Annotated in this window: 15 protein-coding genes; 9 read left to right on the forward strand and 6 right to left on the reverse strand. The window is 72.3% G+C overall.

What is annotated here, in order from left to right; genetic code table 11:
• Positions 1 to 28 precede the first annotated feature (28 nt).
• Positions 29 to 2,554, forward strand: a complete 2,526-nt coding sequence (locus tag ACX9I7_RS18110; protein WP_387567306.1) for a SpoIIE family protein phosphatase — start codon at positions 29 to 31, stop codon at positions 2,552 to 2,554.
• Between the two features lie 125 nt (positions 2,555 to 2,679).
• On the opposite strand, the gene ACX9I7_RS18115 is transcribed toward ACX9I7_RS18110, so the two are convergent.
• From ACX9I7_RS18115 to ACX9I7_RS18135, 5 genes are all read right to left on the reverse strand, one after another.
• Positions 2,680 to 4,608, reverse strand: coding sequence for a TPM domain-containing protein (locus ACX9I7_RS18115; RefSeq protein ID WP_387566747.1), 1,929 nt, complete (start codon positions 4,606 to 4,608; stop codon positions 2,680 to 2,682).
• Positions 4,609 to 4,795: 187 nt separating this feature from the next.
• A complete protein-coding gene (locus tag ACX9I7_RS18120) occupies positions 4,796 to 5,563 on the reverse strand; it encodes a succinate dehydrogenase/fumarate reductase iron-sulfur subunit (protein ID WP_189451635.1) in 768 nt (255 codons plus the stop codon).
• Positions 5,560 to 7,488 carry a fumarate reductase/succinate dehydrogenase flavoprotein subunit gene (locus ACX9I7_RS18125; RefSeq protein ID WP_459387884.1) on the reverse strand — a complete coding sequence of 643 codons (1,929 nt, stop codon included), beginning with the start codon at positions 7,486 to 7,488 and terminating at the stop codon, positions 5,560 to 5,562. The genes ACX9I7_RS18120 and ACX9I7_RS18125 overlap by 4 nt, the downstream gene beginning before the upstream one ends.
• A gap of 58 nt (positions 7,489 to 7,546) precedes the next feature.
• On the reverse strand, positions 7,547 to 8,386 hold the full coding sequence (locus ACX9I7_RS18130; RefSeq protein WP_459387885.1) for a hypothetical protein: 840 nt from the start codon (positions 8,384 to 8,386) through the stop codon (positions 7,547 to 7,549).
• 51 nt (positions 8,387 to 8,437) lie between these two features.
• Positions 8,438 to 8,734, reverse strand: coding sequence for a hypothetical protein (locus tag ACX9I7_RS18135; protein ID WP_358624412.1), 297 nt, complete (start codon positions 8,732 to 8,734; stop codon positions 8,438 to 8,440).
• A gap of 301 nt (positions 8,735 to 9,035) precedes the next feature.
• On the opposite strand from ACX9I7_RS18135, the gene ACX9I7_RS18140 reads away from it, so the two are divergent.
• Together ACX9I7_RS18140 and typA are read left to right on the forward strand one after the other, a co-directional pair.
• Positions 9,036 to 11,204, forward strand: a complete 2,169-nt coding sequence (locus ACX9I7_RS18140; RefSeq protein ID WP_387566738.1) for an ABC transporter family substrate-binding protein — start codon at positions 9,036 to 9,038, stop codon at positions 11,202 to 11,204.
• A 221-nt stretch (positions 11,205 to 11,425) separates the two neighbouring features.
• Positions 11,426 to 13,330 carry a translational GTPase TypA gene (typA, locus tag ACX9I7_RS18145; RefSeq protein ID WP_387566735.1) on the forward strand — a complete coding sequence of 635 codons (1,905 nt, stop codon included), beginning with the start codon at positions 11,426 to 11,428 and terminating at the stop codon, positions 13,328 to 13,330.
• A 62-nt stretch (positions 13,331 to 13,392) separates the two neighbouring features.
• Here typA and ACX9I7_RS18150 read toward each other — a convergent pair whose 3' ends face one another.
• A complete protein-coding gene (locus ACX9I7_RS18150) occupies positions 13,393 to 14,394 on the reverse strand; it encodes a helix-turn-helix transcriptional regulator (protein ID WP_387566732.1) in 1,002 nt (333 codons plus the stop codon).
• A 361-nt stretch (positions 14,395 to 14,755) separates the two neighbouring features.
• Here ACX9I7_RS18150 and hemA point away from each other — a divergent pair, with 361 nt between their 5' ends.
• From hemA to ACX9I7_RS18180, 6 genes are all read left to right on the forward strand, one after another.
• Positions 14,756 to 15,952 carry a 5-aminolevulinate synthase gene (gene hemA, locus ACX9I7_RS18155; protein WP_459387886.1) on the forward strand — a complete coding sequence of 399 codons (1,197 nt, stop codon included), beginning with the start codon at positions 14,756 to 14,758 and terminating at the stop codon, positions 15,950 to 15,952.
• Positions 15,953 to 15,962: 10 nt separating this feature from the next.
• Positions 15,963 to 16,805 (forward strand): TauD/TfdA dioxygenase family protein, encoded by an 843-nt coding sequence (locus tag ACX9I7_RS18160; protein WP_459387887.1) that lies wholly within the window; start codon positions 15,963 to 15,965, stop codon positions 16,803 to 16,805.
• A gap of 3 nt (positions 16,806 to 16,808) precedes the next feature.
• On the forward strand, positions 16,809 to 17,768 hold the full coding sequence (locus ACX9I7_RS18165; RefSeq protein ID WP_459387888.1) for a 3-oxoacyl-ACP synthase III family protein: 960 nt from the start codon (positions 16,809 to 16,811) through the stop codon (positions 17,766 to 17,768).
• Positions 17,765 to 19,012: an ATP-grasp domain-containing protein gene (locus ACX9I7_RS18170; protein ID WP_459387889.1), complete on the forward strand. Its 1,248-nt coding sequence runs from the start codon at positions 17,765 to 17,767 to the stop codon at positions 19,010 to 19,012. Before ACX9I7_RS18165 ends, ACX9I7_RS18170 begins: the two co-directional genes overlap by 4 nt.
• 1 nt (position 19,013) lies before the next feature.
• The gene (locus tag ACX9I7_RS18175) at positions 19,014 to 20,237 is read left to right on the forward strand and encodes an MFS transporter (protein ID WP_459387890.1); all 1,224 of its coding nucleotides are present in this window, start codon (positions 19,014 to 19,016) and stop codon (positions 20,235 to 20,237) included.
• Between the two features lie 66 nt (positions 20,238 to 20,303).
• Positions 20,304 to 21,908, forward strand: coding sequence for a peptide ABC transporter substrate-binding protein (locus ACX9I7_RS18180; RefSeq protein ID WP_387566717.1), 1,605 nt, complete (start codon positions 20,304 to 20,306; stop codon positions 21,906 to 21,908).
• Positions 21,909 to 21,914 lie beyond the last annotated feature (6 nt).

A 21,914-nucleotide genomic window follows, 5' to 3' on the forward strand; every position in this document is an offset into this window, starting at 1 on the left:
CAGGCCAGAGAGCAGGGACGCCACGGTCATGTGGCAGAACAGTCCGCCCGGCTCCCTGTACGACCACATCCGCGTGGCGTCGTTCTCCCTCGGCCCGGACGGCCGGATCGACCAATGGAGCGAGCGGGCCGCCGAGCTCTTCGGAATAACGGCCCGGCAGGCCGTCGGCCGGGACCCCCTGGAGGTCCTGGCCCCCGTCCGGGACGGCCGGCGCGGGCGGGCCCCCGCCGCGCCCTTCCTCACCGAGGGCGGGCTCGACGGCCGGGCCTGGACGGGCCTGGTGCCCTATCAGCGCGGCGAGCGGGACGACCCGCAGGAGGGCCTCGCCGAGATCTATGTGATGCCCAGTGAGAACGGCCGCGGCGACCGTGCCGCGCTCTGCGTCGCCGTCGACGTCCGGGCGCTGCGCGGAATAGAGACGGACATCGCCGCCTCGGAAGCCGTTTTCGGCCAATCTCCGCTCGGCTTCTTCTTCTTCGGCACGGACCTGACCCTGCTGCGCGTCAACGAGAGTTTCGCCCAGACTTTCGGCCGCCCCGCCGCCTGGCACCGCGGCCGCACCCCGCACGACTTCCTGCCCCGCACCGAGGCCGACCGGCTCACCGCCGCCCTGCGCCAGGTCCTCGACACCGGCAAACCGGTGGCGGACATCCAGCTCGTCGGCCCCGTGCCCGGCCACAACGAACGCCGCCGCTGGTCCGTCTCGCTCTACCGGCTGCACAGCGGCAGCGGCCGCCCCATCGGGGTCGCCGCGATCGCCACCGACGTCACCGGGCGGCGCCGCGCGGAGCGCGAGGCCGCCGGCGTCCGCCGCAACCTGGCCCTCCTCAACGAGGCCGGCGCCCGCATCGGCAACTCCCTCGACCTGGAGAAGACCGCCCGCGAACTCCTCGACGTGGCCGTCCCGCAGTTCTGCGACCTCGCCTCCGTCGACCTCTACCAGGGCCTGCTCGCCGGCGACGAGGCCCCGCCGGGGCTCGCCGACGGCAGCGCCGAGCTGCGCCGCGTGGCCTACTCCAGCGCCGTCTCCGGGGCGCCGGTCGCCGGGACCGGCGCCAAGCCCGTCCAGGTCGGAGAGGTCCACCGCTACCCTTTCCACTCGCCGTGCGCCCAGGCCCTGCGCACCGCCCACGTCCAGGTCGTGCCCGGCCGTGAGAGCGAGGACGGCGACGGGCTCGGCGCCGTCGTGCAGTCCACCCTCGCCGTGCCGATGGTCGCCCGGGACGCGGTGCTGGGCATCATCCAGTTCTCCCGTACGAAGGGCAGCGAGCCCTTCGGCGAGCGGGACACGGCCCTCGCCGTCGAGCTCGCCGCCCGCGCGGCCGTCTGCATCGACAACGCCCGCCTCTACCGCCGTGAGCACGAGCGCGCCCTGATCCTCCAGCGCAGCCTGCTGCCCCCCGGCGACCCGGAGGCCGCCGGCGTCGAGATCGCCTGCCGCTATCTGCCCGGCAACGCCGCCACCGAGGTCGGCGGCGACTGGTTCGACGTCATCGAGCTGCCCGGGCACCGCACGGCCCTCGTCGTCGGCGACGTCATGGGCCGCGGCCTGCGGGCCGCCGTCGCCATGGGCGAGCTCCGCACGGCCGTCCGCACCCTGGCCATGCTCGACCTGGAGCCGGCCGAGGTGCTCTCCGCCCTCGACGAGATCGCCCACGGCCTCGGCCGCCCCGGCGGCAAGCAGTCCGCCTCGCGCGGCGTGCGCGGCTCGGTACGCCCCGCCGACCTCTCCGAGGTCTACCTCGCGACGTGCGTCTACGCCGTGTACGACCCGGTCACCCGGCGCTGCACGGTCGCCAACGCCGGCCATCTGCCGCCCGTCCTCGTCGAGGCCGGGGAGCCCGCGATGCTCCTGGAGGTGCCGCCCGGCATGCCGCTGGGCGTGGGCGGCGAGCCCTTCGAGGAGACCGAGATCGAGCTCCCGGACGGGGCGCTGCTCGCCCTCTACACCGACGGCCTCGTCGAGTCCCGAGACCATCCCCTCGACGAGGGCCTCCACGCCTTCCGCGAGGCCCTCGCCGACCCCGAGCGGCCCCTGGAGGACGTCTGCGACCACGTCCTCAGCGCCCTGGACACCCACCACGGCGAGGACGACATCGCCCTGCTGATGGCCCGGCTGCGCGGCCTGAGCCCCGGCTGCGTCGGCGACTGGACCCTGCCGCCCGAGCCCCGCTCGGTCGCCCGGGCCCGTGAGCTGGCCCGCGAGCAGCTGGAGGGCTGGGAGCTCGGGGATCTCGTCGACACCACGGAGCTGCTGGTCAGCGAGCTGGTCACCAACGCCCTGCGGTACGGCGAGGGCGAGATCCGGCTGCGGCTGCTGCTGGACCGGACGCTCGTGTGCGAGGTCTGGGACAGCGGGCACGTGCAGCCTCGGCGGCGGCGGGCGCGGGATACGGACGAGGGGGGGCGGGGGCTGCAGCTGGTGGGCTTGCTGAGCGCCGCCTGGGGCAGCCGTCGCATCCCCCACGGCAAGACCGTGTGGTTCGAGCTGGGGCTCCCCGATGGGGATTCGCCCGCGCCGGACGCGGTGGAGGCGTTGCTGAGCCTGTACTGAGTTTGACTGCGGGTGCGTCGTGGCTGGTCGCGCAGTTCCCCGCGCCCCTTACGGGGCGCGTCAGCGCGGAACGGGGGGCTGGGGCTTGCCCCAGGAAACGGTGAAAGGGCGGGACCGGGGCATCCTCACCCCGCCAGCCGGCCCCTGGTCGCCCCGCCGCCGAACGTGGCGGGCAGCAACCCCGCCAGGATGATTCCCCCGAGCAGCGCCCCGCCCAGCACCCGTGCCGGCTCCGGGGTCGACTCGGCGTCGTACGACGTGCCGTACGTGACGACGTCGTCCTCCGCCAGCGCCCGCGCCTGCTGCGCGAGGGCCATCGCGCGCGTCGCCTTCGCGACGGCGGTCGGCACGTCGTCGCCGCACAGGGCGATGTGCCGCTCCGCCTCCGTCAGCCGGGTGCGCGCCCGGCAGCCGATCGCGCCCCGGTGGGTGCTGATGTAGTCGCGTGCCGCCGACACCTCCGCGCGGGCGGCCAGCACCGTGCGCGCGGCCCGCGCCTCGATGGTCATGGCCTCGTCGAGGAGGCGCAGCACCTCGCGGGGGTCGTAGGGGCCGTGGGCCATCGCGCGGCGGGCGGCCTTCAGGGCCGGGGCCGCGTCGGGCCGGTGGGCGGCCTCGGCGAGGACGGCGTGGAGCCGGGTCGTGGCGGCGGTGAGGGCGTGGGTGTGGCGGAGGACGGCGGCGGTGAGGGTGGCGGCCTGGGAGAGGGCGGCCTCGGCGGCGCGCACGGAGACCGCGGCGTGGTCGGGGTCGGCGACCAGGAGGGCCGTGCGGGCCTCGGCGAGCGCGGTGTCGGCGAAGGAGAGCCGGTCGCGGGCCTCCGCGACGTGCTCCGCGACGGGGGCCAGCGCGCTGCGCGCGCGGCAGCGGGCGAGGGCGGCGAGCGCGGCCTCGGCGGCGGCGAGGCGCGGGGCGAGGGCGCGGGCGGTGGCCTCGGCGCGGTCGAGGATGCCGGCGGCGTTGGCCTTGAGGTCCCGGAGCCGGTCGAAGGCCTCGGACTCGGCGTCGAGGCGCCGGTTGGCGCTGGTGCAGCGGGAGCAGATCTCGTCCAGGGCGTGCCGGCGGATCCGTTCCTCCTCGTAGGGGGCGTCGTCCAGGTGCTGACGGAGCCGGAAGGCGTCGGCCAGCTCGCCGCGGGCGTAGGCGACGGCCTCGGCGAACGGCCGGGTGGCGGCCGGGCCCAGCTGGGCCGTGGCGAAGCGGAGTTCCTCGGCGCTGGTGCGGACGGCGTCGTCGGTGTCGACGAGGTTCGCCGACGCCTCGGCGTCCAGGTCGGGCAGCGGGGTGAGGGGCTGCGCCAGCCGGGCCAGGCCCGGTTCGGTGCTCGTGGCGACGGCCGGGCGCTCGCGGCCGCGCCCGCCGTCGCGGGCCTCGCCGGGGCGGCGGCGGGCGGCGGTGCGGGCCCGCCGGGAGCGCAGGGCCAGGCCGGTGAGGAGGACGAAGGCGCCGCCCGCGATGGGCACCCAGACCGCGCGGTGGCCGGGGAGGAGGCCGTCGCCGCCCGGGTCGGTGGTGCCGGGCAGGATGAGGGGGGCGTGCACCGGCTCGCCCCGGAGCACGGCCCGGTAGCCGTCGGCGGCGCCGATGGCGGCCCCGGCCCAGTCGTGCTCCCGGAGGGCGGGGGCGATGGCGGCGGTGGCGACCAGCTCCAGCTGGTCCTTGCGGAAGCCGGACTGCTTGTCGGCCGAGACGGCGTACTGGCCGCCGTGGGTGGCGATGGCCAGGAGGATGTCGTGGGGGCCGAAGCCGTTGCGGTCGGCCGTGGCGTCGGCCCAGGTGTGGGCGGCGCGGCCGGAGAAGTCGTGGACGTAGGTGACGTAGAGCTGGATGTGGTGGTCGGTGTGCAGCCGGTCCAGGGCGGCCTCGACCTGGGTGCGCCGTTTGCCCAGCGCGCCGACCGTGTCGGTGATCCGGCCGGCGGCGTCCAGGTCGAGCGGGGTGTCGGCGCGCGAGGCGGGCACGGTCGGCAGCAGGAGGGCGCACAGTGCGACGAGGGCGCAGATCATGGCCCAGCCCGGCGCCCTCGGCCCGTAACCCCACGAAAGCCGCGTCACGTTTTGGAGCGTATGACCGGATTGGCCGACCCGCTACCGGGGGCGTGCGAGGTTATACGGAGGGTGTTCACGCCCATGTGCGGGCGCCTCCGCCGTTACGCACGCCGCCGATCGCGCGCCGGGTCTCGTGCGCCCGGTCGGACGTACCCCGGCTACGCCGGATGGCGGACGGGGAGGCGATGGCCCGCTACGCCTTCCGGCGCCGGATCTTGCTCCCCAGCCACACCAGCGGATCGTACGAGCGGTCGACGACCCGCTCCTTCAGCGGGATCAGGGCATTGTCCGTGATCTTGATGTGCTCGGGGCAGACCTCGGTGCAGCACTTGGTGATGTTGCAGTACCCCAGCCCGTGCTCCTCGCGCGCCCCCCGCCTGCGGTCCACCCCGGCCTCGGCGGCCGCGTCCAGCGGGTGCATGTCCAGCTCGGCGACGCGCATCAGGAAGCGCGGCCCGGCGAACGCCTGCTTGTTCTCCTCGTGGTCCCTCACCACATGGCAGGTGTTCTGGCACAGGAAGCACTCGATGCACTTGCGGAACTCCTGGACGCGGTTCACGTCCTCCTGCTTCATCCGGTACTGCCCGGGCCCCAGTTCGGCGGGCGGGACGAAGGAGGGCACCTCACGCGCCTTGGCGTAGTTGTACGACACGTCCGTGACCAGGTCCCGCAGCACCGGGAAGGCCCGCAGCGGGGTGATCGTGACCGTCTCCGCCGGGTCGAAGACCGACATCCGGGTCATGCACAGCAGCCGGGGCCGGCCGTTGATCTCCGCGCTGCACGAACCGCACTTGCCCGCCTTGCAGTTCCAGCGCACCGCGAGGTCCGGCGCCGCAGTCGCCTGGAGGCGGTGGACGACGTCGAGGACGACCTCGCCCTCGTTGACGGTCACCTCGAAGTCGGCGAGGCCGCCACCGTCCGCATCGCCCCGCCACACCTTGAAGCGGGCCTGATAACTCATGACGTGAGCTCCTCGTCGGTCAGGTACTTCGCCAGTTCTTCCTTCTCGAAGAGCGCCAGCAGATCCTCCCGGATCGGCTGCGCCTCCTGCCGCTCCAGCCGCACCAGCCCCAGCGCGGAGTCCGCCGCGGCCGGCTCGGCCGACTCGTCGGCCAGCCGGCAGACCAGATTGATCCGCCGCCACCGCCGGTCCATCCCCGGGTGATCGTCCCGGGTGTGGCCGCCCCGGCTCTCCTCGCGCTCCAGCGCCGCCCGCGCCACGCACTCGCTGACCAGCAGCATGTTCCGCAGGTCCAGCGCCAGGTGCCAGCCCGGGTTGAACTGCCGGTGGCCCTCCACCCCGGCCCGCCGGGCCCGCGCCCGCAGCCCGGACAGCCGGTGGAGCGCCTCCTCCATCTCCCCGGACCGGCGGATGATGCCGACCAGGTCGCTCATCCCCTGCTGGAGCTCCTGGTGGAGGGTGTACGGGTTCTCGGCCGCCCCGTCCGGCGCCTCCGCCCCGAACGGCCGCAGCGCCTCCGCCTCCGCCAGCTCGACGTCGGCGTCCGCGACCACGGGCGCCGCCTCCGTGGCGAAGGCGGCCGCGTACCGCGCCGCGTACAGCCCAGCGCGCCGCCCGAACACCAGCAGGTCGGACAGCGAGTTGCCGCCGAGCCGGTTGGAGCCGTGCATCCCGCCCGCGACCTCGCCCGCCGCGAAGAGGCCCGGCACGCCCACGGCGGCGGCGGTGTCCGGCTCCACCTCCACCCCGCCCATGACGTAGTGGCAGGTCGGGCCGACCTCCATGGGCTCGGCCGTGATGTCCACGTCCGCCAGCTCCTTGAACTGGTGGTGCATGGACGGCAGCTTCCGTTTGATCGCCTCGGCCGGCATCCGCGTCGACACGTCCAGGAACACCCCGCCGTGCGGGGAGCCCCGGCCCGCCTTGACCTCCGCGTTGATGGCGCGCGCCACCTCGTCGCGGGGGAGCAGCTCCGGCGGACGGCGGTTGTTGTCCGGGTCGGTGTACCAGCGGTCGCCCTCGGCCTCGGACTCGGCGTACTTCTCCTTGAACACGTCCGGCACGTAGTCGAACATGAACCGTTTGCCGTCGCTGTTGCGCAGCACCCCGCCGTCGCCGCGCACCGACTCGGTGACGAGGATGCCCTTCACCGACGGCGGCCAGACCATGCCCGTCGGGTGGAACTGCACGAACTCCATGTTGACCAGCCGGGCCCCCGCCAGCAGCGCCAGCGCGTGCCCGTCGCCCGTGTACTCCCAGGAGTTCGAGGTCACCTTGAACGACTTGCCGATGCCGCCGGTCGCCAGCACCACCGCCGGCGCCTCGATGACGAAGAAGCGGCCGGACTCGCGCTCGTAGCCGAAGACGCCGGAGACCCTGCCGCCCTCCTTGAGGACCCGGGTGACCGTGCACTCCTGGAAGACCTTCAGCCGCGCCTCGTAGTCCCCGTACTCCCGCCGGTCCTCCTGCTGGAGCGAGACGATCTTCTGCTGGAGGGTGCGGATCAGCTCCAGGCCCGTACGGTCGCCGACGTGTGCCAGCCGCGGGTACTCGTGGCCGCCGAAGTTCCGCTGGGAGATCCGGCCGTCCGGGGTGCGGTCGAAGACGGCCCCCCAGGTCTCCAGCTCCCACACCCGGTCGGGGGCCTCCTGGGCGTGGAGCTCGGCCATCCGCCAGTTGTTGAGGAACTTGCCGCCGCGCATGGTGTCGCGGAAGTGCACCTGCCAGTTGTCGTTGTGGTTGACGTTGGCCATGGAGGCGGCGATGCCGCCCTCCGCCATCACCGTGTGCGCCTTGCCGAACAGCGATTTGCAGATCACCGCGCAGCGCAGCCCCTGCTCGCGCGCCTCGATCGCCGCCCGCAGCCCGGCGCCCCCGGCGCCCACCACGACCACGTCCCAGGACTGCCGGTCCACCCGAGTCATGTGAGAGAAGATCCCTTTGTTCGTTTGTCAGAAGAAGCGCGCGTCTGTCGGACGGATGTCAGAAGAGGCGCGGGTCGCTGAAGGCGCCGCTCGCGAGCAGATAGACGTAGAAGTCCGCCACCGCCACGCTCACCAGCGACGCCCAGGCCAGCTGCATGTGGCGGGCGTTGAGCGCGCTCACCCAGCCCCACATGCGGTAGCGCACGGGGTGCTTGGAGAAGTTGCGCAGCCGGCCGCCGACGATGTGCCGGCAGGAGTGGCAGGACAGCGTGTACGCCCAGATCAGCGCGATGTTGGCGAGCAGGACGAGCGTGCCGAGCCCCATGTGGCCCCAGGCGCCGTCCGCGTCGCGGAAGCCCAGGACCGCGTCGTAGGTGAGGATCCCCGCGACGAGCACCGCGAAGTAGAAGAAGTAGCGGTGGACGTTCTGGAGGATCAGCGGGAAGCGCGTCTCACCGCTGTACTTCTTGTGCGGCTCGGGCACCGCGCAGGCCGGGGGAGAGGCCCAGAACCCCCGGTAGTACGCCTTGCGGTAGTAGTAGCAGGTCAGCCGGAAGCCCAGCGGGAAGATCAGCACCAGCAGGGCGGGCGACAGCCCCCACCACGAGCCGACGAGCCCCCAGTCGGCGCCGCCCTTCATCTCCACGCAGTTGTCGGCGAGACAGGGGGAGTAGAAGGGCGAGACGTAGGGGGCCGCGTAGTAGTCGGTGCCGGCGAAGGCCCGCCAGGTGGAGTACACGACGAAGGCGAGCAGCCCGGCGGCCGTGACGGCGGGTGACAGCCACCAGCGGTCGGCGCGCAGATGGGGGGCCGGGATCGCGGCGCGCGTGGAGTGGTGGACGCCGCGCGCGGGCGCGTGGCCCGTGGCGGCGGTTTCGGGGTCGGTACCAGTGGCCAAGGAGGACTCCGGTCAGGAGTGGACGGTGGACTCGCCGCTGCGCGACGGCCCCTAGGGCGCGCGCCGGTCCCGGCAGCCGAGCCCCTCCTCGTCCGCGTCCGTCCACAGCGACGTGTCGTACGGGGCGTCGGGGATCGTCACCATCTGCTGGACCGGCTGCTGCTGCCGCCCGGACCGCGTGGCGCGCTCCCGGAGCAGGGCCAGGTCGTCGCGGAGATGGTCCGAGTCGGTGCGCAGCCTGCGCACTTCCAGCCCGCCCTTGCCCAGCTGCCTCTCCAGCCGGTCCACCGAGCGGCCGAGCTCGTCGAGGCTGCGTTGAATGGCGTTCAAGTCATCGTTGACGGACATGATGTGGCCTTCCGCTTCGGTGATGGCGGGTGGCGCCCGGTCATGCGACAGAGAGTGTCGCGCGTCACACCCCTTGAGGGGAAGATAGCCGCCGCGATCGCGCCAATGGCGGAACGCGTTCACCCGACCCCCTTTGGCCGCCTCTTCGTTCGGCCGGGTGGGTGGCCTCGGCCGGGGCGGCGACGTGTCGGCACGGCTTCGAACGGGCCGTCGCTTTCAGTGGGCGGCAGCAGACGCCCTGGCGCGGCGCCACCGCGCCGGCCGCGAACGATCCCGGACCGGTCCGGCGGAGGGAGCACCCATGGCACGCGTGGCACCCCTGTCGTCCCCGCCGTCGCCCCCGCCCGGGCCCGGTGCCGACGCTGCCGCCGACCGCTCCCGGGCCGGCCGTACGCGGCGCGCCCGCCGGCCGCGCCGGGGAGCCGTCCTCCTCGCGGCCGCCGTGTTGCTGCCCCTGCCGCTGCTCGCCGGCTGCTCCGGCGGCGGGGAGGAGGACGACGCGGAGGGCCCGCCCGCCCCCCGGGACATCGCGACCGCCGCCCGTGCCAAGGTCGCCGACCGGGGGACCCTGACCTGGGCCGTCGACGGGCTGCCCAGCACCTACAACGCCTTCCAGTCCGACGCGGACGCGGCGACCCAGCGGGTCGCCGGCGCGGTGCTGCCCACCCTGTTCACCCTCGACGAGCGGGGCCGCCCGCAGCGGGACCCGGACTACCTGGTCTCCGCCGCCGTCACCCAGCGCCGCCCCCGGCAGGTCGTCGTCTACAAGCTCAACCCGAAGGCCGTCTGGGGCGATGGCGGCCCGATCACCGCCGCCGACTTCGAGGCCCAGTGGAAGGCCCTGCGCGGCAAGGACAGCGCCTTCTGGGCGGCCCACAACGCCGGCTACGACCGCATCGACCGCGTCGAGCGCGGCGCGGACGACCGCGAGGTCAAGGTCACCTTCGCCAAGAGCCTCGCCGACTGGCCCGCGCTCTTCACCCCCCTCTACCCGAAGTCCGTCATGGGCAACGGCACCGCCTTCAACGACTCCCTCCGCAAGGAGGCCCCCCAGGCCGCCGGCCCCTTCCAGGTCGCCGCCCGGGACGACAAGCAGGGCACGCTCACCCTCGCCCGCAACCCCCGCTGGTGGGGCGACCGGGCCCGGCTGGAGAAGCTGGTGCTCCGGGCCGTCCCGCGCGACCAGCGCGTGGAGGCCCTCGCGAGCGGCAAGGCCGACCTCGCCGAGCTCACCCCGGCCGCCGCCGAACGCATCATGAAGGTCACCGCGGCCCCGAAGGACAAGTCCGACAAGGACGGCCGCTCCCCGGGCCTCACCGGGAGCCGCTCCCCCGTGACCCCGCCGGCGGGCCACCCCTCCGTCGTCGGCAGCCCCTCCGCGCCGGGCGGCCGGGCCCGCCCCGACGGCTCCCGGCTGGACGGGGCGAACAAGCCCGCCGCCGCCGACGTGACCGCCCTGCGCGGCCTGGTCGTCCGCAAGTCCCTGGAGCCCGCCTACACCCAGCTCGCCCTCAACGCCGCCTCCGGCCCGCTCGCGGACGAGCGCGTCCGCCGTGCCATCGCCCGGGCCGTCGACCGCAAGGCCCTCGCCGAGTACGTCCTCAACCCCCTGGGCCTGCCCGCCCAGCCGCTCGGCAGCCACCTCCTGGTGGCCGGGCAGCCGGGCTACGAGGACAACAGCGACGCCGTCGGCTCCGTCGACCCCCACGCCGCCATGGCCCTGCTCACCGACGCGGGCTGGAAGGAGGGCCACGGCGCCGCCCCCGGGAAGAAGGCCGCCGACACCGGCGGCGTGCCCGGCCTCGGCAAGGGCGACGACGGGGACGAGGACGACGACGGCGGCGGTGACGACCAGAGCAACGCGGGCGCCGTCGCGGACGGCAAGGCAGGCCACGGCACCGCGTACGACAACGGGGGCAAGGCGGGGGCCGCCCCCGCCCGCTTCAAGGACGGCAAGAAGCTCGTCCTCCGCTTCGTTCTGCCCAAGGGCAGCGGCGCCGAGCCGCTCCGGGCCGTGGGCGAGCGGATCGCCCGCCAGCTGGACGCCATCGGCGTCCGCACCGAGCTCGTCGCCGTCGACGACGGCGGCTTCTTCAAGGACCACATCGCCTCCGGCGACTTCGACCTGGCCCTCTACGGCTGGCCCACCGGCCCCTACCCGGCCACCGACGCCCGCCCCGTCTTCGCCAAGCCCCAGCCGGCGGCCGACGGCTCCCTGGTCGTCGAGCAGAACTACACCCGCGTCGGCACCGACCAGATCGACCGGCTCTTCGACCAGGCGTCGACCGAACTCGACGACGAGGCCGCCCGGGACCTGATCGGCCGGGCGGACGCCCGGATCTGGGCGGTGGCGGCGTCCCTGCCGCTCTACCAGCGGCCGGAGCTGGTGGGGGCCCGGAAGACGGTCGTCAACGCCGGCGCCTTCGGGCTGGCCAGCCCGAGGTACCAGGACATCGGCTTCGAGCGCTGACGCGCGGTGTCCGCAAGCGCCGGAGGGGCTGATTCCACCCTGTCCCGCGCGGGGACCCGGGAGTAAAACCGCAGGTCAGCGGGGGTGCACCCGGTCCCGGAGCGCCAAGCGCGCGGCGTCCCCGTACCATGGAAGGCAGCCGTGGCCCGTTCCGCCCGGCGAGGCACGCGTACCGGACCGTACGCGCCGCCATCCACGATTCCGGGAGAAGCGCCGCAAGTATGCCCACGCGCCACGACATTCGTAACGTCGCCATCGTCGCCCACGTCGACCACGGCAAGACGACCATCGTCGACGCCATGCTCAAGCAGGCCGGCGCCTTCGCCGCGCACCAGCTCGACTCCGTCGACGACCGGGTCATGGACTCGAACGACCTGGAGCGTGAGAAGGGCATCACGATCCTCGCCAAGAACACGGCGGTGAAGTACCACCCCAAGGACGGCGGCGCCCCGATCACGATCAACATCATCGACACCCCCGGCCACGCCGACTTCGGTGGCGAGGTCGAGCGTGGTCTGTCGATGGTCGACGCGGTCGTCCTGCTCGTCGACGCCTCCGAGGGCCCGCTGCCGCAGACCCGCTTCGTGCTCCGCAAGGCGCTCCAGCAGCGCAAGCCGGTCATCCTGTGCATCAACAAGACGGACCGCCCGGACTCCCGCATCGACGAGGTCGTCAACGAGACGTACGACCTCTTCCTCGACCTGGACGCCGACGAGGACCAGATCGAGTTCCCGATCGTCTACGCCTGCGGCCGTGACGGCATCGCCTCGCTGACCAAGCCGGAGGACGGCACCGTCCCCGCCGACAGCGAGAACCTGGAGCCGTTCTTCTCCACCATCCTGGCGCACGTCCCGGCCCCGACGTTCGAGGAGGACGCGCCGCTCCAGGCCCACGTCACCAACCTCGACGCCGACAACTTCCTCGGCCGCATCGCGCTGCTCCGCGTCGAGCAGGGCGAGCTGCGCAAGGGCCAGACCGTGGCCTGGATCAAGCGCGACGGCACGGTCTCCAACGTCCGCATCACCGAGCTGATGATGACCGAGGCCCTCACCCGCAAGCCCGCCGAGGTGGCCGGCCCCGGTGACATCTGCGCCGTCGCCGGTATCCCCGACATCATGATCGGTGAGACCCTGGCCGACCCGGAGAACCCGGTCGCGCTGCCCCTGATCACGGTCGACGAGCCCGCGATCTCCATGACCATCGGCACCAACACCTCGCCGCTGGTCGGCCGTGGCGGCACCGGCAAGGGCGCGGACGCCAAGTCCGCCGTCAAGGACCGCAAGGTCACCGCCCGCCAGGTCAAGGACCGTCTGGACCGCGAGCTGATCGGTAACGTCTCGCTGCGCGTCCTGGACACCGAGCGCCCCGACGCCTGGGAGGTGCAGGGCCGCGGTGAGCTGGCGCTGGCCATCCTGGTCGAGCAGATGCGCCGCGAGGGCTTCGAGATGACCATCGGCAAGCCGCAGGTCGTCACCAAGGAGATCGACGGCAAGACCCACGAGCCGGTCGAGCGCCTCACGGTCGACGTCCCCGAGGAGCACATGGGCGCCGTCACCCAGCTCATGGGCACCCGCAAGGGCCGTATGGACAACATGTCCAACCACGGCTCCGGCTGGGTCCGCATGGAGTTCGTCGTCCCGTCCCGCGGCCTCATCGGCTTCCGCACGGAGTTCCTGACGAACACCCGTGGTACCGGTATCGCCCACTCCATCCACGAGGGCCACGAGCCGTGGTTCGGCGAGCTGAAGACCCGCAACAACGGCTCGCTCGTCGCCGACCGCGCCGGTGCCGTCACCGCCTTCGCGATGACGAACCTCCAGGAGCGCGGCGTCCTCTTCACCGACCCGGGCACCGAGGTGTACGAGGGCATGATCGTCGGCGAGAACTCGCGCGCCGACGACATGGACGTCAACATCACCAAGGAGAAGAAGCTCACCAACATGCGCTCCTCCTCCGCCGACTCCTTCGAGGCGATCGTCCCGCCGCGCAAGCTGTCGCTGGAGCAGTCCCTGGAGTTCTGCCGCGACGACGAGTGCGTCGAGGTCACCCCGGAGGCGGTCCGCATCCGCAAGGTCGTCCTGGACCAGAAGGAGCGCGGCCGCACGGCTTCCCGCGCCAAGCGCTGACGCCCCACGCGTCCGCTTTTCGAAGGCCCGGCCCCCGCGTTCGCGGGGGCCGGGCCTTCGGCCTATCCGGACACCGGCGGCTCCGGCGGCTCCTCCTCCAGCAGCCCCGAGCGCGCCACGAGATAGGCGAGCTGCGCCCGGCTGCGGCTGCCCAGGGTCTCGGCGGTCTTCTTGATGTGGGTGGCCACCGTGCGGGTGCTCAGGCCCAGCCGGCCGGCGATGGCGTCGTCGGTGTACCCGCTGACCATCAGGCTCAGGACCGTGCGGCGGGTCTCGTTGGTGAGCAGCTGCGGGCGCTGGTGGCTGGGCGTGTAGACGATGGGCTCGGCGCGGGCCCAGGCGTTCTCGAAGGCGGTGACCAGGAAGCGGATGATCCCCGGGTGCTCGACGGCGAGGGCCGCGCCGTTGACCTCGTAGCGGTGGTCGGGGATGAAGGCGATCGTCCGGTCGCAGACGATCACCCGGTCGAAGACCTCGTTGAGGGTGCGCAGTTCGGCGCCCGCCGCCGACATTCGCTCGATGTAGGCCAGGGTCGGGCCGTGGCTGCGCACGGTGTGCTGGTAGAGCGTCCGCTGGCGCACGCCGCGCCCGCTGAGGTCCAGGTCGCGGGGGAGCGCCTCGGCCAGCAGCTCCGGCGCCCGGCCGCCGCCCGGCTGGGCCGTGAGCATCTCCTCGCGGCAGGCGCCCACGGCCCGTTCCAGGGCCGTGCTGATCGCCTCCTTGCCCTGGAGCAGCCGGACGGACTGGTCCCCGCGCGACCGGGCGGCGCGGTGGACGGCCTCCGCGCCGGCGACCGAGTCCCGGATGGCGGCGAGGGCCTGCTGGTGCTCCAGGAGGGCGCGTTCGACGGGGCGGGCCAGCGCGGCCGCCGCGACGTCCGGGGCCACGGGCAGGAACCGGCCGGCGGCACCGGGCGCGGGCCGGAGCAGTCCCAGGGCGGTGAGGCACTCGGGCATCTCACCCGTGACCCCGCCCTCCTCCAGGGCCCTGCCGTAGACGTCCAGGCCCGCCTGGCACACCTCGACGAGGTCGACTACACCGGGATTGCTCCCCTTTGTGCACATCCGTTCCCCCTTCAGGTTCCTCAATTGCATGATCATGATGCCAGTGACGGCTGTCTTCCGATTCGGTTCCTCGGGCAGGATCGATTTATCGAAGCGAGGGCGATCACGCCCCGCCGGTGAATAGGGGGACGGGAGCCATGCGGCTCACGAATTCTTTGCGGAAATTTATTGGCGCGTTCACGGTCGCTCTTCTCGCGGCTCTCGGCGCGATGGCTCCGACGGGCGGGGCCACGGATTCGGTGGTGACGGCGGAGGCCGCACCGGCCCCGGCCACCCCGGGCGACTCGGCCTGGGGCTGACGGACGGTACCCCGTATCCGTAAACCGCACACGAAATCGGAGACAAAGAAGTGACGACGGCTGTGCGCGCCGTGGATTCCGGCGCGATATTCGATGTGTACCGACGGAAGATTGACAGGCTGAAGAGCGACGGCCTCTACCGGGAATTCATTCCCGTCGGCCACCTCGCGGACGACCCCGGCCAGACGCTCCACCACGGGCGCCGGGTGCAGGTCTGGTGCAGCAACGACTACCTCGGCATGAGCCAGCACCCGGACCTCATCAAGATCCAGTCCGAGTCGACCGGCCTCCACGGCACCGGCAACGGCGGCTCGCGCAACATCGCCGGCACCAGCTCCACCCACGTCGAGCTGGAGGCCAGGCTGGCCGACTGGCACCGCAAGGAGCGCGCCCTCGTCTTCTCCAGCGGCTACGTGGCCAACTTCGAGACGCTGAGCACCCTGATCGCGGCCGTCCCGGACATGGTCGTCTTCTCGGACGCCCTCAACCACCGCTCCCTGATCGAGGGCATCGTCCGCAGCGGCTGCGAGAAGGTCGTCTTCCCCCACAACGACGTCGACGCGCTGGAGACGGCCCTCGCCTCCTACGGCCCCGACCGCCCGAAGCTGATCGTCTTCGAGTCCGTCTACTCCATGGACGGGGACGTCTCGCCCCTGACGGCCATCCTCGACCTGGCCGAGCGCCACAACGCGCTGACGTTCCTCGACGAGACCCACGCCATCGGCATCATGGGCGCCACGGGCGCCGGGCTCTCCGAGCTGCTCGGCGACCACCGGGCCACCTTCGTCCAGGGCGTGTTCGGCAAGGCCATCGGCACGGTCGGCGGCTATGTCGTGGGCCCCGACGTCGCGATGGACTACGTACGCTCCACCGCCCCCGGCTTCATCTTCACCACCGCGCTGCCCAAGGCCGGCATGGACGCCACCCTCCGGGGCCTGGAACTCGTCCAGACCGGCAACGACCTGCGCCGCGACGTGATGGCCAACGCCGAGTACCTCAAGGCCCGGCTGCGGGCCGAGAACATCGACTTCATCGACGCCGAGAGCCACCTGGTGCCCGTCATGGTGCCCGGCAGCGACCGCGTCCGGCGGATCTCCCAGCGCCTCTTCAGCGAGTTCGGGATCTACGTCCAGCCCATCAACTTCCCCTCGGTGCCCCGGGGCGGCGAGCGCTTCCGCGTCACCGCCCCGCCCTACCGCACCCATGAGCAGATCGACCGTTTCGTCGGCGCGCTGAAGCAGTGCCTGGCAGAGGACTGAGAGAGACATCGTGAAGATCCGTGAGATCACCCCGTTCATCGGCGCCGAGTTCACCGGCGTCACCTACGAGGACCTGACCCGCCCCGAGGTCTTCCAGGAGCTCGTGGACCGGCTCCAGCGCCACGAACTCGTAGTAGTACGCGAGCTGGAGCTCACCTCCGAGCAGCAGATCTCCCTGGCCGCCCGCCTCGGCCGGCCGGTGCCGTTCGTCATCCAGAAGTACCGGCACCCGGAGTACCCCGAGATCATGATCTCGTCCAACGAGGTCAAGAACGACAAGCCGCTGGGCGTCGCCCGCGTCGGCAACTTCTGGCACCAGGACTCCACGTTCGTCGCCGACCCGGCGCCGTACACGATGCTCCACGGCGTCAACGTCCCGGGCACCAGCGGCCACACCCTCTACGCCAGCGCGCTGGACGTCTACGACCGGCTGCCCCAGGAGTGGAAGGACAAGCTCGCCGGGCGCACCGGCGTCCACACCGTCGGCAAGCGGCTGCGCATCCGCCCCGAGCACGTCGGCCTGTCCGTCGCCGAGTTCCGCGCGCTCATCGACATCGAGCACCCCAAGGTGGAGCACCCGCTGGTGCAGACCGACCCGGTGACCGGGCGGCCGTACCTCTACGGTTCCCGCGAGTACATGGACTCGGTCGCGGGCTTCGACCCCAACGAGAACGAGGCGTTCTTCTCGCTCGTCGACGAGCTGCTCGCCGACGAGGACCACGTCTACACCCACCGCTGGACGCCCAAGGACCTCGTGATCTGGAAGACGAAGACGACCTTCCACCAGGCCACCGCCGTCGAGCCGGGCGTCTCCCGGACCGTCCACCGGGTCAGCATCGACGCGGGTGAGTGAGCCGTGGGCGGCATAGTCGACTTCGACGTCCGCTTCCCCGCCTCGTACCTGGGAGTGAAGGAGATGTCCGCTTCCTCGGGCGTGCCCGAGGACGGCATCCGCCGGATCACCCACGGCGAGGGCTTCCCCGTCCTCGGCGAGCGGGAGCAGGCGTGGGAACTCGCGGCCGAGGCGGCGCGGGCCGTACTGGCCCGCACCGCCGTCCGCCCCGCCGACATCGGACAGGTCATCTACGCGGGCTCCGGCGACTGGGACAAGCCGTTCTGGTCGCCGGCGGCCCGGGTGGCCGACGCGCTCGGCATCGAGGGGGCGCACGCCTTCGAGGTCGCGAACTTCTGCAACGCGGGCATGACCGCGCTGCGGATCGCGACCGACGCCATCCGGCTGGGCCGGACCGGGTACACCCTGGTGCTCATCGGGGACCGGCTCAGCCGCATGGTCGACCACACCGACCCCGGCTCGAAGGCGCTGTTCAACTTCGGTGACGCGGCGGCCGCCGTGCTCCTCTCCGACGGCGACCTGTCCTTCTCCCTGCTCCACTCGGCGATGCGCACCGACCCCTCCTGGGCCGACTACTACTACGGCGAGCACCGGGACAACCGGGTCGTCATCCGGCGGGCCCCACACCGCGCCGGTCTCGCCGACGCCTACGTCGAGAACTTCGGCGCGCTCGTCGACGAGACCCTCGAAGCCCTGGGCAGGGAACTGACCGACGTCGCCTACTTCCTGATCAACCACGGCGACAAGGACATGCACGAGCGGCTGCTGGAGAGCATCGGCCTGCCCCGGGAGAAGAGCGTCTTCAACTACCACCGGCTGGGCCACATGGGCGGAGCCGACACCCTCATCGCCCTCCAGGGCCTGCTCACGGACAAGAAACTGGCGCGCGGCGACCTGGTGCTGCTGGCCAGCAGCGCCATGGGCTTCAGCTGGGGGATCACGGCCTTGGAGTTTCACGCATGAAGATTCTGGTCATCCACCAGGTCCCGTACCGCAAGATTTCCTACCACCTCGGCCTCGACCACGAGCGGCACGAGGTCACCTACATCGGGCACCCCGCGCGCATGGCGGACCTCCCCGCCGACCTGCGCTGCCGGCGGATCGAACTCGCCGAGGGCGAGGACCTGGTGGCGGGCGTCACCGCCCGCGTCTCCCGCGCCGACGGCTACGAAGGGATGCTGTCCCTCTCCGAGTTCGGCATGCTGGAGTCCTGGCACATCCGCCGCCACCTGGGCCTTGCCGGACCCTCCCTGGAACACCTCGAACGGGTCCGCGACAAGGTCAGCATGAAGCGGGCCCTGGCCGATTCCGGCATCCGCTATCCCCGCTTCGAGGCTGCCCCCGCCCCCTGCGACGCCCTGCCCTGGACGGGCCGGACCGTCATCAAGCCCCGGCAGGGCGCCTCCAGCGAGGGCGTCACCGTCCACGACACCGCCCGCGACGCGCTGACGGCCTACTGGAAGCTGGAGCACCGGCAGGACGTCCAGCTGGAGGAGTACATCGACGGCGCCATCCTCCACGCCGACGGCCTGGTGAGCGGCGGCACGCTCGTCGACCTCGCGGTCAGCCGGTACGTCAACAAGCCCGTCGACTACCTGGGCGGCGCCCCCCTGGCCTCCCACCAGATCCCCGACCGCGACGGCCGCTACCGGGACTTCGCCGAGCGCGTGGTCGAGGCGCTGGAGATCGAGGCCGGCACCCTCCACCTGGAGCTCTTCGAGACCGAGGAGGGCGAGCTCGTCTTCCTGGAGGTCGCCAACCGCATGGGCGGCGCCGGAGTCGTGGACGCCCACCTGCGCCACACGGGAGTGCACCTGCCCTCCCACGAGATCGCCATCCGGCTGGGCCTGCCCCGGCCGGCCCCCGCCGAGCCCAGCGGCCGCCACCACGGCTGGCTGGCCGTCCCCGGCCACCACCTCGACCCCGCCCCGGGCCACACCATCCACGTGCCGCCGGAGCTGCGGGACCACCCCGCCGTGGACGCGCTGTACGTCCTCGACCGCGAGCGGCCGCTGCCCGACCACGTCACCTACCACGAGTGGCTGGTGCCCGTCTTCATCGAGGCGTCGCACGACGACCCGGAGGAGCTCGGCGCGTTCCTGCGGGAGTGCGCCCGGACGATCACGGTCGAGCCCGCCAAGGCGGATGGCCTCGCCGAGGCCGGTGGGCTCGTCAAGGCCGGTGGGCTCGTCAAGGCCGGTGGGTGAGATGAGAACCGTCTGGCAGGACCCGAGGGCGCGCCGGATGCTCGGCGCGATCCTGATGTCCAGCCTCGGCTTCGGCCTGAACGTCCTCGCGCTCGGCCAGCTCCTCTTCGAACTCACCGGCAACGCCAGCGCGTTCGTGACCGTGCTGGCCTCGCAGGGGATCGGCGCGATCTGCGTCCTGCCCTTCTGTGGGCCGGTCGTGGACGCGCTGCGCTCCACGCGGGTCTATGTGACGGCGGCCCTCTGCAAGGCCGCCTGCGTGCTGGCCATCGCGGGCTTCGCCGCCGCGCCCGTCGGCGATCCGGTGCCGTTCATCATGGCGGCGGCCGTGCTGCTGGCCGTCTTCGACAACGTCGAGCGGGCCGCGCTGTTCAAGTTCACGGCGCACCACATCGACCGGGGCCTGGTGGTGCGGTTCAACGCCGTCACCGGCATGGCCTTCCAGGTCGGCGTGGTGATCGGGATGGCGCTCCTCGGCGTCGTCCTCGCCTTCGGCACGCCCGCCAGGGCGCTGCTGGTGAGCGTGGCCGCCTCCGCCCTGTGCGCCGGGGTGGCCCGGGGCGTCCGGCCGGAGAAGACGGAGAACACCCGGCCGCTGTCCCCGGCGCTGCTGCGCGCCGCGCTGACGGGCATGCTGGGGGACTGGCGGCGGATGTTCGGCCGCTACCGGGGCGAGGCCGTCGTCTTCGCCATGGTGGTGACCTGCGCCGCCGACTTCCTCTTCGCGAACAGCATGAGCACCCTGGTCGTCCCGCTGGTCGACCGCTTCTACGAGGGCCGGAGCTGGTACGTCTCCGCGCTGGAGGCCACCTTCGGCGTGGGCATGGTCACCGCCTCCTTCTTCACCTCCCGCACGGCGAAGCAGAAGCTGCTGCCGTTCTGGCTGGCGGTACAGGCGGCGATCGCGCTGCTGCTGTCCGCCGGCGGGAACCCGGTCGTGCACTTCGCGGCGTTCCTGCTGGGCGGCTTCGCCAACCTCAACAGCCTCGTCTGGCTGCTGGCCTCGCTCCAGCAGCACGCGGGCGAGGGGGACAAGGCCAAGATGGCCTCGCTGCGGCTGCTGGCCATCGGCCTGGGCTCGGTACTGCTGATGCCGGCCGTGGGCCGGGCGGCGAAGGTCTCGCTCGGCACCGGCTACGCCGGGGTGGCCGCGATCATGCTGGCCTTCGCCCTGTGCGGCGTCTGGGTGGCCGCGCGCTTCCGGCCCCGGGTGGCCGTGGGCTGAGCCTCCCGCTCCTTTCCGTACTCCGTACTTCGTGTTCGTGACCACCGCTATCGCCAGGGAACACTGATGCTGACCAGATCCACCCTCGCCAGACTGGCCGTGTGCGCGGCCACCGCATGCGCCCTCGTGAGCACCACCGCGCCCGCCGGCGCCACCGGCCAGGGCGGCGGGGAGCTGCGCGTCTTCGCCGAGGAACCGGGCCATCTGATGCCCGGCAACGTCGACCAGAGCGAGAGCCTCATCGTCGACTCGGTGCTCTACAGCGGGCTGGTGCGCTACGACCCCAAGACCCTCCAGCCGGTGAACGTCCAGGCGGAATCCATCACGCCGTCCGCCGACCAGAAGGTCTGGACCGTCAGGCTGAAGAAGGGCCTGACCTTCCACAACGGCGAGCCGGTCGACGCCGACGCCTACATCAGGGCCTGGAACTACACCGCCTACGGCCCCAACCAGCAGGCCAACAACGACTTCTTCCGCAGCGTCCAGGGCTACCCCGACGTCCAGCAGGGCAGGGCGAAGACCCTCTCCGGTCTGAAGAAGACCGACCGCCGGACGTTCACCGTCACCCTCTCCGAGCCCTACAGCGGCTTCCGGACGATGCTCGGCTACATCGGCTTCCACCCGCTCGCCAAGGCGTGCCTCGCCGACGTCAAGGCCTGCGACGAGAAGCCGATCGGCAACGGCCCCTACCGGATGGAGTCCTGGGAGCACGGCAAGGTCATCCGGACCGTCCGCTTCGACGGCTACAAGGGCGCCCCCAAGGGCAAGTCCCGGCGCATCACGTTCAAGCTGATGAACAACGTCTCGGACGGCTACGACGCCCTGGAGCGCGGCGAGCTCGACGTGGTCCGCAAGCTGCTGCCCGGCGACAAGCTGCGTGACGCCCGCCAGAAGCACCGGGACACCCTCATCGAGGTGCCCATGGCATCCCTCCAGCGGATCGCCTTCCCCACCTACGACGCGCGCTTCAAGGACAAGCGGGTGCGTCAGGCGCTGTCCATGGCCGTCGACCGCAAGGCGCTCGTCGACGACCTCTACGCCGGCGCCCACGTCCCGGCCGCGGGCTTCGTCTCCCCGGTCTTCCCCGGCGCCCGGAACTCCTGCGGCTACTGCGCGTACGACCCGGAGCGGGCCCGGAAGCTGCTGGCGGAGGCGGGCGGCTGGCAGGGCGGCAAGCTGGAGCTGTGGACCAACTCCGGCGCCGACCACCAGGTGTGGATGGCCGCGCTCGGTGAGCAGCTCAAGAAGAACCTGGGCATCGACTACGTGGTCAAGGCCGATCTGCCGTATTCGCAGTACGTCGACAAGATCCACACCAATAGCATGACCGGGATGTTCCGCAGCGGCTGGAACTCCGACTACCCGAGCATGGAGAACTTCCTCAATCCGCTCTACGGCAAGAACGGTTCGACGGCCGTCACCGGCTGGACCGACCCCCGCTTCGACGAACTCGTCGCCCAGGGGAACCGGGCCGCGAGCCAGGACGAGGCCATCGCCGCCTACCAGAAGGCCGAGGACCTGGTGGCCGAGGACATGCCCGCCATGCCCGTCTGGTACGTCAGGGGCTCGACGCTCCACTCGCCGCGGGTCAGCGGCGTCGTCGTCAACCCCGTGGGCGGGGAGCCGATCCTCGCCGGCATCACCCCGGCCGCCAACCCCCGGAAGAAGTGAGGACCC

The organism is Streptomyces sp. L500 (assembly GCF_054551825.1).